Source organism: Erwinia sp. GW821-FHT03D09 (assembly GCF_059420805.1).
In genome coordinates this window covers 1-12,347 of sequence record NZ_JBWKUK010000013.1, presented here as the reverse complement: position 1 = coordinate 12,347, position 12,347 = coordinate 1, and the positions used below count along the sequence as shown (strand labels likewise).

Below are 12,347 nucleotides of genomic sequence, written 5' to 3'. Positions count from 1 at the left end.
TTTGACGTTACTCCTTCCGCGGCGACGGCACTTCCTGCCAGGTAAGGTAGTTGCGCTGAATGGCAATCTGGTCGGCGATATATTTGGCATCGTGCCATACGCCCCAGATAAATGATGAACCGCGCCTGGAGAGCCACGGTAAACCGAGGAAATAAACTCCGGGTTCTGATGATACGCCGCGCTGATGCTGAGGTTTGCCCTGTGCATCAAAGGCATTAACGTTCAGCCAGCGATAATCCGAGGTAAAGCCCGTCGCCCAGATAATCGTAGTGATGTTATGTTCGGCCAGATTCAGCTGTAGCTCCGGTGAGGTCATACAGGCAGGCGCCGGACGAATGACTCGCGCCTGCGGCTCTTCCGGCAAATCCTGACCGTTGCGTGTGACCCATTCATCGGCAGCATCGAGCAGGGAAAGATAGTTCTCATCCCCGCGTACGATGTTCTGCGCCAGGTCGTTTTCAAATTCCGCCACACCGTTGGCAAAACGCTTCGTGCGGCCAACCAGTCTGACACCTTCCTCCGCCAGCTTGCGGAAATCAACCGTATGGCCGCCGTTTGCGCCGCTGACGGCGATCGTCACATGTTCTTTGCCCGGCTCTGTGGTCGCTTTATCCCACAGGCCAAGCACCCCTAACCACCAACAAAAATCGCGCCCGCGATAGCTGCGCGGCGGCCGGTCGTGCGGACCAACGGAAAGATAGACGTCTTTCCCGGCGCGATTCAGTTCCTCGGCGATCTGCACACCGGATGAACCTGCGCCTACGATCATCACCGCCCCGGCGGGAAGCTGAGCGGGATTACGATAGTGTGCCGAATGCAGCTGCGTCAGTTCTGCCGTTTGCGGCACAATAGCCGGAATGACCGGGCACTGGAACGGGCCGGTAGCCACCACCAGATGGCGGGCTTCAAACACGCCGACGGAGGTTTCTACACGAAAGCCGGGCTTGCCAATGTTGCGATCGACCCGCCGCACCTCTACACCGGTGCGAATGGGTGCATTGAAGCGGCTGGCGTAGGCTTCCATATAGTCTGCCACGCGCTCTTTAGGTACAAAGCCATCAGGACTGATACCGGAAAACTCCATGCCGGGAAAGCGGTCGTGCCAGGCTGGGCCATTGGCTACCAGTGAATCCCATCGCCCGGTACGCCAGGCTTCAGCAATACGATTTTTTTCTAACACAATGTGGGGGATGTCCAGCCGCGTCAGGTGTTCGCTCATTGCCACACCTGCCTGACCGGCACCGACAACCAGCGTATCAATGAAGGTTATTTCTGGCGTCATCTCTCTATCCTCAGGCTTATTGAATCGTCAAATGCAGCCTAGGGAGCGAATCAGATACGGTAAAATATTATTAAGTTCATCACTGACGATAAATTAACGATTCAGACGGCGGCGGTGAGTGCTCGCGCAATGTTATCTATATATCTCAGTTGTTAAATTTTCGTTAAATCAACACTGGTTTGCCCTGCGAAGTTTTTTCATTCTCTCTGACCATAAACTTACTAATTTACCCGTCGAAAAAAGAGTGCGCATTATCGCCTCAATAAAAAACGATGCGTCAACGCCTCGAAACCCCTGCACTTTCTGACATTGGAGCCTGCTATGTCGCCAACAGAAACTTCGCCCCCGCTGATTGAGAAACACACTATTGGCTATGTTCCCCCGGCCGATCGTCACGGTAAAACCCGCGATCTGTTTACCCTGTGGTTTGGCGGAAATATCGCCCCGCTGCCGATCGTCACCGGTGCACTGGCCGTTCAGCTGTTTCATCTGAACTTGCTGTGGGGTGTGGTGGCCATTCTGGTCGGCCATCTGGCCGGCGGCGCGTTGATGGCACTGCACTCCGCGCAGGGGCCGCAGATGGGTATTCCGCAAATGATTCAGAGCCGCGCGCAGTTCGGCTCGCTGGGTTCTTTGCTGGTGGTGGCGATTGCCGGGGTGATGTATGTCGGTTTTTTTACCTCGAATATCGTCCTGGCCGGTGAGTCTCTGCACGGTATCGCTCCCGGCGTACCGCTACCGGTCGGGATTGTGATCGGAGCCGTGGGTTCCGGGATAATCGGCATTATTGGCTACCGGTTTATCCACGTGCTGAACCGCATCGGGACCTGGGTGCTGGGGATCGGTATCGTGCTGGGTTTCGGCTACATCTTTAGCCATATCCATACGGCGGATTTCCTGACGCGCGGTGGATTCTCCCTCTATGGCTGGCTGGCAACGGTATCGCTGGCGGCGCTGTGGCAGATCGCCTTTGCCCCCTATGTTTCCGATTATTCCCGCTATTTGCCGGAGGATGTTTCCGTGGCAGGCACCTTCTGGGCGACTTACTGGGGAACGACGCTCGGCTCCAGCCTGTCATTCATCTTTGGTGCCGTGGCGGTACTGGCGACCCCGCCGGGCCTGCAAACCATGGAAGCCGTCAGAGCAGCCACCGGTGCGATTGGACCCCTGATGCTGGTGCTTTTTTTGCTGAGCGTGATCAGCCATAACGCCCTTAACCTGTACGGCGCGGTGATGTCGTTAATTACTCTGGTGCAAACCTTTTTCTGGCGCTGGATACCCGGCAGTAAAAGCCGTGCAGTGCTGTCGGCTATCGCCCTCGTGATCTGCTCCGTGGCGGCGATCTTTGCCTCGGCGGATTTCATCAGCCACTTTGTGGATCTGGTGCTGGCGCTGCTGGTGGTGCTGGTGCCCTGGACTGCGATCAATCTGATCGATTTTTATGCCATCCACAAGGGCAACTATGACATCAGCTCTATTTTTCAGGTAGATGGCGGGATTTATGGCCGCTACAACCCGCAGGCGCTGCTGGCTTACGGCATCGGCATTGTGGTGCAGATCCCCTTTATGAATACACCGCTCTATGTTGGCCCCGTTTCCGCGTGGATTAACGGCGCAGATCTCTCCTGGCTGGTCGGCCTGCTGGTGACTTCACCGCTTTATTACTGGCTGGCCAGCCGCAACAGTGCGTATCGCCGCAGGCAGCAGAGCTACTGCCGACCAGTCTGATTTTTCTACTGGCCGCTTTATGCGGCCTCACTAACCCGTTTTACAGGAGTTAAGAGATGAGTAAACCGACGCATACCCGCATTCGCATGTTTAATACTAAAGCCACCTACCCGAATCAGAGCCTGGATAACGATCTGTGCCAGGCAGTGCGGGCAGGGAACACCATTTACGTGCGTGGCCAGGTCGGTACCGACTTTTCCGGAGCGCTGGTGGGCTTAGGCGATCCGCGTGCGCAGGCAGAGCAGGCGATGAAAAACGTGAAACAGCTGCTGGAAGAGGCGGGAAGCGATCTGTCACATATCGTCAAAACCACTACCTATCTCACCGATCCTCGCTACCGTGAGCCGGTTTATCAGGAAGTGGGAAAATGGCTGAAGGGCGTTTTCCCTATCTCTACCGGGCTGGTGGTGTCTGCGCTGGCGCAGCCGCAGTGGTTGATGGAAATTGATGTGATTGCCGTAATCCCGAACGAGGAGGCGCTGTGACCTTTTCAATCGCCGCCCGCTGTAGTGAAACCGGGCAGTTTGGCATTGCCGTCAGTTCCTCCAGCATGGCGGTCGGCGCGCGCTGCCCGTGGGTACTTAGCGGTGTCGGTGCGGTATCCAGCCAGAATATCACCCTGCCCGCTCTGGGGCCGGAAATCCTTGCGGCCCTGGATCAGGGGGCGACCGTGCCGGGAGCGTTAGATGCCGTGCTGGCTCGTGACGAACACCGTCAGTATCGCCAGGTGACGGTCATTGGCCGTGATGGCCGAACCGCCTTCTTTAGCGGCAGTCACACGCTGGGGGTACATGATGCGGTTCAGGGGAAAGAGTGCGTGGCGGCGGGAAATATGCTGGCAGGGAAACAGGTGATCGTCGCTATGGTCAGCGCCTTTGAGGGTAGTCATGGCCCGTTGGCAGAACGCCTGATCCTTGCGATGGAAGCGGGGCTGGCACAGGGAGGAGAAGCCGGGCCGGTGCATTCCGCCGCGCTGAAAGTGGTGGGCGATCACAGTTGGCCGTTAATCGATCTCAGAGTTGACTGGGCGGATGCTGCACCATTGGCCCGGCTGAACGATCTCTGGCGCGCCTGGCAACCTCAGGCGCAGGACTATCTGACACGAGCACTCGATCCGCGCAAAGCTCCCGGCTATGGGGTTCCCGGCGATGAGTAGCCCGGTACGCGATTTACTGGCGCAGCTGCTGGCGTTTGATACCACCAGCCGTGAATCCAATCTTGCGCTGATTCACTTTGTTCAGGGCTGGCTGGCGGAGCACGGCGTTACGTCCCGGCTGCTGCATAATGACAGCGGAAGCAAGGCGAATCTGTACGCGATGATCGGCCCCGATTTAGCGGGTGGCGTGATGCTCTCCGGCCATACCGATGTGGTGCCGGTCGATGGTCAGACGTGGAGCGTGCCACCGTTTGCTTTGACGGAGCAGGACGGTCGCTACTACGGGCGCGGCAGTACCGATATGAAGGGATTTCTCGCCTGCGTGCTGGCCTCGGTACCGGCGTTTGTCGCGGAGCCGCTGCACCTGCCGCTGCACCTGGCGTTCTCCTACGATGAAGAGGTCGGCTGTCTGGGCGTGCGCAGCCTGACGGACCTGCTGGCTGATGCGGCCAGTAAACCGGCGCTGTGCATTATTGGCGAACCCACGGAAATGCGCCCGATTTACGGCCATAAGGGTAAAATCGCGATGCGCTGCGACGTGCGCGGTCACGCCTGTCATTCCGCCTATGCGCCGCAGGGGGTGAATGCGATTGAGTATGCTACCCGGCTGATTACCCGGTTGATGGATGAGGGTGACCTGCTGGCTGAGGCGCAGGACAGCCGTTTCGATCCGGCTTTCAGCACGCTGCAGGTTGGCACGATTTCCGGCGGTACTGCGTTAAATATCGTGCCGCAGTCCTGCCAGTTTGACTTTGAAATCCGCCATCTGCCCGATGCTCCGACAGGCGCGGTGATTGAGCGGATCGAGCAATATGCACAGTGCGAGCTGCTACCCGCTATGCGGCAAAAAACCGACGGTTGTAGCATCACCTTTCAGCCGCTCAGTCAGTACCCTGGTCTGCTGACCGATCCCACGTGTCGGTTCGCCAGCCTGCTGGCCGAATGGTGCGGCAGCGACCGTTTCGGCACCGTTGCTTTTGGCACGGAAGGCGGATTATTTCATCAGGCAGGTATGACTACGCTGGTTTGCGGTCCGGGTAGTATGGAACAGGGGCATAAACCGGATGAGTTCATCAGCGTGGAACAGATCGATGCCTGTATGAAAATGCTGGGTAATCTGACCCAATGGCTGCGCGCCTGAGCGGCGCGCAGGCCTATTTTACAGCATGTCCGGAAGCTCGGTTTTGCAGTACTCCACGAACAGCCCGGCGGGCTTGGTCAGCCGATCGCCAGCCAGCCAGACGGCGGCCAGCCCGGAACCCTCCACCTCATCTTTCAGCTCCACCATGGCCAGCGGCTTCCCGTCGTAGCTGAACTTTCCGCTCGGGCGGGTTACCAGCACGGCAAAACCAAAACCGTAGCCAACCATACCGCGCACCATCTCAATCGACGGTGAGCTGAAGACGATATCCGGCGTGATGCCCGCGCGGGTGAACAAGCTGATAAAGTAGTTACGGCTGGGCTGCACATCCAGCAGGATCATCGGTTCATGCGCCAGTTCAGACAGGGAAACCGCACTCTGCTGCGCCAGTCGGTGCTCCGCAGGTAGCAAAATGTACGGTTTTCTAGGTGTGACTAGCGGCTCCACGGTCAGGCTATTGTCGAGATCGTGCTGATAGAGCAGCGCCACGTCGAAGCGGCCTGCGGCCAGCCCCTGCAGGAGTTCATGTTGCTCGCCGTCGCGGATCATAATCTCCACGCCGGGATACAGTGCCTTAAAGCCGTGGATCAGCTTAGGAAGAATCAGCGGGGCGACCGTTTCAAAGCAGCCGATATCGATTTTACCCGCCACAATGTCCGTATCGGCCAGCGCATTTTGCTCAAATTCGTGGGCCATTCGCAGCAGCCTGACCGCCTTACGATGAAAACGGGTACCGGAAGGCGTTAGCGACACGCCCTGTGCATGATGGCGAATAAAAAGCTGTACGCCGAAGCTCTCTTCCAGAATCTTTATTGCCGTTGAGATCGACGGCTGTGCGATAAATAACTTACGGGAAGCTTCCGCCACGCTGCCACATTCCACCGTCGTGACGAAATACTTCAGCTGACGCAATGTGTAGTTTGCCATAAACCATCCTTATTCGTTCTCAGGATCATATCCGGCAAAATGGCGGCGATAAAGCGTTTATCTGTGTTGAACTTCACGAATTTTGCAGTCAGTTTTAGTGGTTTAGCTAAACGTTAACGTTGTCAAGGACAGCGTCTGGCGTTGCGATAACGCTGGCATTGCTGTTAGCTGATAAGCGGACAACATTATGCTCAGGATCGGGCATTTAACCTGCGCAAAGAGACGACATGAACGCTGAGATAACCCTGCCCCTGCGGCAGCAGAATAGCAATATTCTTCGCCTTGACACCGCTCAGGCGCTGGTGGCCGCGCTGGTGCTTTCCGGCGTGAAGTCGGCCGAACCGGTGGCGCAAAGCAAGCTCGGTGCCGGTGGCCGCCCGCTGGCAGAAATTGTTCGCCAGACGGGTTTTGCCCGCGTGGTGTTTACCGGCGCGGTTGCCTATATGGTGATGAACTTTTTGATGACCGCTGCGCCGCTGGCGATGCATATGCACGGTATCTCGCAGGAGGCCTCAAACCTGGGTATCCAGTGGCACGTGATTGCCATGTGCGCCGGGTTTCTTTGCCGGCGGGCTGATTAGCCGCTTCGGTGCTTCTCGCGTTGCTGCTGCGGGGCTGGTGATTACCGGTTTGTCGGTACTGGCCGGGCTGGCCGGAACGGAGATCGTACATTACTGGGTATCGCTGGTGCCGGTGATAGTGGCGCTGCTGACGCTGATATCGATAAAAAAGCGCGGATAACCAGGAAAATACGGCTAACCACTCAGGTGCAGGCCGACAGGTAAGCAATGCAGGCAACCGCTCAGCAGCGGACAGGCTGAGCGCCTGGCCGCTGGCGAACGTGAGCGTTACCAGATGCCCACGATTTTCATCCACGCGCCGCCGGCCAGCAGCCAGATAGCGATGGAAACGAGCGACACCAGGAAGCTGACACCCCACCACTGGCCGGTAGAGTTATATCCTGAACCGAACAGCGCCGGGCCGGGTCCGCCGGAATACTGTGTCAGCCCCATCGACAGATTCGAGGTGTAGCCCAGCGTCAGGGCGGCCAGCAGCGGCGGTACGCCCACCGAAACGGCAACGGCCAGGAAGGCCAGATACATTGCGGAGATATGCGCCATCGCGGAGGCAAAGAAATAGCGCGTATAGAAGTAGACCAGAATCAGCACAAGGAACACCAGCAGCCAGTCAAAGTGGCCGATATAGCCGACGATGCCTTTAGAGATCCAGGCAATCATGCCGTATTTGTTCAGGGCATTGGCCATCATCACCAGCACAGCGAACCAGAACATCGTATCCCACGCCGTTTTCTCTTCAATAATGTTCTTCCACGACATGATATTGGAGAGTAGCAGGATCGCCAGGCCAATAAAGGCCGACAGCGTGGCGGGGATCTGGAAGAAGATATCGCCTGCGGTCCACAGCACGATCAGCAGCACGAAGTCGAACGCCAGAATTTTTTCGGCAAGGGACATCGGCCCCATCTTGCGCAGCTCTTCCCGCGCGATGCCCGGTATTTCCGGCGTCTTTTTCAGTTCAGGCGGATAAATATAATAGAGGCACAGAGGAATAATCAGCAGCGTTAGCAGACCGGGCACGATGGCGCCTAAGAACCAGATCCCCCAGTTAACCTGAATCCCCTGACTGGCGGCCAGCTCGGCAATCAGCGGGTTCCCGGCCATCGCCGTCAGGAACATTGCGCAGATAATGGCATCAATCTGCGACACGCAGATCATCAGGAACGCTCCGGCCTTTCTGGCCGTTGGTCCCGGCTCGGACTGGTACGCCGTGGCAATCGACTGGGTGATGGGGTACATGATGCCGCCGCCGCGCGCCGAGGCGGAAGGAATACCCGGGCCGAGTACCATATCGGAGAGCGCCAGACCGTAAGCCACGCCGAGCATGCTGTGCCCGCATTTCGAGATAAACCACAGCGCGATGCGCTTGCCCAGCCCGGTTTTAATCACCGCGCGGGAGATAAACATCGCAATACCGATCAGCCAGATGGTGCCGTTGGCAAAGCCGGACAGCGCGGCAACCTTGCCGTTGCCGCCGCCGGAGATTGGCGTCAGGCCGGTCATCGCCGAGACGACCAGTGCCACCATGGTTACCGCGCCCATCGGCATCACTTTTAAAATAATCGCCAGAATGGTCGCGGCGAAGACCGCAAACATATGCCACGCAAAAATATCCAGCCCGCTGGGCGGTGGCGTAAACCAAATTAGCAGGCCCACAAAGAGCGTGAAAACACCCTTCCACAGTGGAAATGCCAGTTTTACCTGCACTTGTTCAGTCATCATTATTTCCCTTTATTTTCCCCTATGCCCTTTTTGAACAAAAACAGCTGCCCACGCCTTGATGGATATCAAGGATGGTAATTAATCCATCTTAATTTACTTAATACGCGGGAGATGCGGGTAGAAACGGCCTGTGCGAGGTGGATGAGTGATTTTATATTCGGGTTTATTCAACGGAGAGGAATTAGAAAGAGGGCGTTAAGTTCGGTATCAGCTGAATAAATAATTCAGTCATACGTGTTTTTAATAAAGGTTATGCCACTACCGATTACCCGTTAGCATTTGCGATGACGCTTATCCCGCTGACCATTCAGCTAACTGCGTTTGCCCTCAAGTTTATCCTGCCCCCAGGCGGGAGCAGGATAACGGGGTTTATGCGGCGCTCAGATTCTGCGTTTTATAGCGCTGCAGCTTATACAGCGTGGCTGCCGCTGCGAGCAGTGCCGGAACGCTGAGGAACATCAGGATACTGTCGGCCTGCCATTGTTGAGAGAGCAGCTGTGCACTCATCATGGTGCCTGCCACGCCGCCAAAGCGCCCGACGCCCTGCATCCACGCAATTCCCGTGGCACGGCAGTGGGTCGGATAAAAGGTGGCCGCCAGCGTTTGCAGACCCGACTGCGCGCCGTTCATGGTAATGCCCATCAGGAAGATTAGCCCACCGAACAGCACGATATGGTTGTTCTCGAAGCCGAGCGCCAGTGCAAACAGCATCGTCAGGGCAAAACCGGTCATCACTACCTTGTGAGCCTCCCACCTGTCCATCATCCAGCCCGCCAGCAGAATCCCCGCCGTGCCGCCGAAGGTAAACAGCGAGGTCAGCCAGGCGGATTCCGCCAGGGGATAGCCCATCCCCAGCATCAGCGTCGGCATCCAGCTCAGCAGCACGTAATAGATTACCAGCCCCATAAAATAGGTCATCCACAGCATTAGCGTACCGGCCAGCCACGGCTGACTGAACAGCTGCGCCACGCTGCCTTTTTTGCCAGTGATGCGTTCCTCATCCAGATAAAAATTCGTTACCTGCGCCAGATTCCCGGCGATAAACCGCCGGGCAATCCGCCGGATTTGCACAATATCTTTACCGCGATGGACCAGGAATTTGACCGACTCCGGCAGGAACAGGACCAGTAACACGGTGAGCGCCAGCGGTGCGATTGCTCCGGCCAGCAGCACGCTGTGCCATCCGTAGTTGGGGATCAGCCAGGACGAGATCGCCCCGCCGCCCGCCGCACCCAGCGGAAATCCACAGTACATGGTATTGATTGCCATAGAGCGGCAGCGCTTCGGGGCAAACTCAGAGACCAGCGTAATCGCATTTGGCATCGCTGCGCCCAGCCCGAGTCCGGTCAGAAACCGCCACAGCGTCAGTGTATTGAGCGTCTGCGCATAGGCGGTTCCCAGGCTGGCAAGCCCGAAGAACAGGCAGGAGAAAACCAGCACCTTTTTACGACCCAGCCTGTCCGAGGCCGGTCCGGCGATCAGCGCGCCGATGGAAAGCCCGAGCAGCGCGGCGCTTAATACCGGCCCGAGGTCCTGCCTTTTAATTCCCCAGTCGGCCGACAGCGTAGGGGCGATATAGCCCATCGCCGCCGTGTCGAAGCCGTCGATGGCGAGAATCAGAAACCCCAGGATGATAATCACCCAGTGAAAGCGTGAAACCGGTGCTTCATCAATTGCCTGCTGGATATTCACTTTACCCGAATAAACCATGTAACCCCCGCCGTTGTGATGTTGCCAGTGTCTGTCTTCTGCTCATGTATTTTCCTGTATATACATTTGCAATCGGTGCAAAAAATTGTCAAATCGGCTTAGCGTAAGTGTTAAGTAGTCGTTGTTTTTGGATGAAAAATGGACGGTTGATGAGGTTGGGGTTTTTAAGCGAAAGGCGGGGTCAGTCCAACTATAGGACAGGATCGTCTACCGGGGCGGGGTCAGTCCATGACGAGATCTATCTAAAGCCTCCTGACTTTTAGCCACCTAAAAGAATGGCGACCAAAGTAGTGGCAATTCAGGTCGTTTGCTTTGAGATAAATCACTCGGATGACCAAGGCTTTTTCACTACCAATGTTCATCACATAGCTACGAGTAGTAGAATCCAAGCATAAATTAACGCTTAGAAAAGTTGAGCTCATGAGATTCCACCCTGAAGGACCTTCCATACCCGATATCCTCTTAGAACGCTGTGATACAGGTCGAGTTGTATTCCTTTGTGGCGCAGGGGTTTCGTTGCCTTCAGGGATGCCAAGCTTTGTACAGCTTACCCAGCATGTAATTGAATACTTTGACCCGCCACACGATTCAGAAATCATGGCAGCATTTCGCCCATGGCTACACGATCAATCTTCGGCGAATGTCCCTCTCGATCAAATTTTCAACCTCCTACATCTGGAATATGGCAAGAATGAGGTGAATGCTTTGGTATCAAAGCGTCTGGGAACTGCAAGCACTGACATAGATGTCGGACGTGAGCATGCCCTGATTAAAAGAATTTCCTCAAATCAGAGTGGAGTACCACAGATTGTCACAACGAACTTTGACCGACTGTTCGAGGTTAATCAAGCGCAAGATAATCTAACGCGATATGTGCCGCCAGCTTTCCCAAATCTGAATTTCGGTTCGACAATTGAGGGAATTACATATCTTCACGGCCGTCTGGTCGACGAAAATGCTGTAAACCATCCTTATGTGCTGAGCAGTGCAGACTTTGGACGAGCGTATCTTTCAGAAGGATGGGCGACAAATTTTATTAAGCTTCTTCTGGAACGATACATCGTTGTTTTGGTCGGTTATCAGGCAGAAGACCCACCAGTTAAATACCTCCTTCAAGGTCTCAATCATGATGGTCAGTATGATCGTTCCAGACTTTATGCATTTGATCGCGGCCTTGCCGAGGACATCGAAGCCAAATGGCGTGACAGAGGAGTTACAGCCATAGCCTATTCCGATCATCCGGCCCTTTGGAAAACATTGGAAGCATGGGCTGAACGAGCAGATGATCCACGTCGGTGGCGAGCTTCTATTATCGCTAAAAGCCAGCAAGATCCGAAAGTTCTAGCGCCGTATGAACGTGGTCAACTTGCCCATATACTTCGCACTGCACAAGGTATGAAATTGTTCTCTGAAGCTTTTCCTCTTCCCCATCCCGAGTGGCTTTGTGTAATGGATGCAAATATTCGGTCAGCCAAACAGAAGAAAAGATCCTACGAACTTGATGACAATGATGCAGAGACCTTCGATCCGCAAGAAGCTTATGGGCTTGATGACGATCTGCAAGATATCTCTGACGATGAACGTAAACGTGGAGTGATTAACGATAATCTTCTTGAATGGCGCGACGAAGATGATAATCCGTCAGATTACCATCGCTTAGCTGGATGTTTTGAGGCAATGCCGAAACGATTGGATTATCTCATATCCTGGTTCTGCAAATCTCTTGATAGCCCCGTGATGGCTTGGTGGGCTATCCGAAAAATCAATATTCATCCTCTACTACTACAAAATATTGAACGCAATATTGAGCATTCAACATCAATCCACAAACGCTCTCGTCACCTGTGGAGCTTAATTCTAGAACATCATAAAGATCCCCGCAATCGTCGTTATGACGTCGATTGGTACGACTTAAAAGCTCGAATTACAAACCAAGGCTGGACAGCAGGAGTTTTACGAGAGTTTCGTAGGGTAATGACACCCCGATTGGAAATGAAATTGCCGTATGGATTGGGTGAAGTCAGACTGTAAGTATCCCACCAAAACGGCCCATTCACTTTTAGAGATCTTCCGACATACTATTTATGTCCCCGAGGAGATCGC

At 55.2% G+C, this 12,347-nt stretch carries 9 protein-coding genes and 1 pseudogene; 6 read left to right on the top strand and 4 right to left on the bottom strand.

All coding sequences use genetic code 11. From position 1 onward, the window contains the following. Positions 1-7 precede the first annotated feature (7 nt). On the bottom strand, positions 8-1,282 hold the full coding sequence (locus tag AC07U6_RS14235; RefSeq protein WP_494761098.1) for a flavin-containing monooxygenase: 1,275 nt from the start codon (positions 1,280-1,282) through the stop codon (positions 8-10). A 321-nt stretch (positions 1,283-1,603) separates the two neighbouring features. Between AC07U6_RS14235 and AC07U6_RS14230 the strand changes: the two genes are divergently transcribed. Genes AC07U6_RS14230 through argE form a run of 4 tightly spaced genes read left to right on the top strand, consistent with a single transcriptional unit; the run spans position 1,604 to position 5,307 of the window. Then, positions 1,604-3,010: a purine-cytosine permease family protein gene (locus AC07U6_RS14230; protein ID WP_494761099.1), complete on the top strand. Its 1,407-nt coding sequence runs from the start codon at positions 1,604-1,606 to the stop codon at positions 3,008-3,010. Positions 3,011-3,066: 56 nt separating this feature from the next. Beyond that, positions 3,067-3,495 (top strand): RidA family protein, encoded by a 429-nt coding sequence (locus tag AC07U6_RS14225; protein WP_494761100.1) that lies wholly within the window; start codon positions 3,067-3,069, stop codon positions 3,493-3,495. Beyond that, complete coding sequence (locus AC07U6_RS14220) at positions 3,492-4,166, top strand: DUF1028 domain-containing protein (RefSeq protein ID WP_494761101.1); 675 nt, start codon at positions 3,492-3,494, stop codon at positions 4,164-4,166. Before AC07U6_RS14225 ends, AC07U6_RS14220 begins: the two co-directional genes overlap by 4 nt. Further along, positions 4,159-5,307, top strand: coding sequence for an acetylornithine deacetylase (gene argE, locus AC07U6_RS14215; RefSeq protein WP_494761102.1), 1,149 nt, complete (start codon positions 4,159-4,161; stop codon positions 5,305-5,307). Before AC07U6_RS14220 ends, argE begins: the two co-directional genes overlap by 8 nt. Positions 5,308-5,325: 18 nt before the next feature. On the opposite strand, the gene AC07U6_RS14210 is transcribed toward argE, so the two are convergent. Beyond that, positions 5,326-6,234 carry a LysR family transcriptional regulator gene (locus AC07U6_RS14210; protein WP_494761103.1) on the bottom strand — a complete coding sequence of 303 codons (909 nt, stop codon included), beginning with the start codon at positions 6,232-6,234 and terminating at the stop codon, positions 5,326-5,328. Between the two features lie 290 nt (positions 6,235-6,524). Between AC07U6_RS14210 and AC07U6_RS14205 the strand changes: the two are divergent. Continuing rightward, positions 6,525-6,924, top strand: a pseudogene (locus AC07U6_RS14205) (MFS transporter); the annotation flags it as partial. A gap of 158 nt (positions 6,925-7,082) precedes the next feature. Here the strand turns inward: AC07U6_RS14205 and AC07U6_RS14200 are convergent. Continuing rightward, a complete protein-coding gene (locus AC07U6_RS14200) occupies positions 7,083-8,534 on the bottom strand; it encodes a DASS family sodium-coupled anion symporter (RefSeq protein WP_494761104.1) in 1,452 nt (483 codons plus the stop codon). 369 nt (positions 8,535-8,903) lie between these two features. Then, positions 8,904-10,244 carry an MFS transporter gene (locus AC07U6_RS14195; RefSeq protein ID WP_494761105.1) on the bottom strand — a complete coding sequence of 447 codons (1,341 nt, stop codon included), beginning with the start codon at positions 10,242-10,244 and terminating at the stop codon, positions 8,904-8,906. A 420-nt stretch (positions 10,245-10,664) separates the two neighbouring features. Between AC07U6_RS14195 and AC07U6_RS14190 the strand changes: the two genes are divergently transcribed. Next, the gene (locus AC07U6_RS14190; RefSeq protein WP_494761106.1) at positions 10,665-12,275 is read left to right on the top strand and encodes an SIR2 family protein; all 1,611 of its coding nucleotides are present in this window, start codon (positions 10,665-10,667) and stop codon (positions 12,273-12,275) included. Positions 12,276-12,347: the final 72 nt, after the last annotated feature.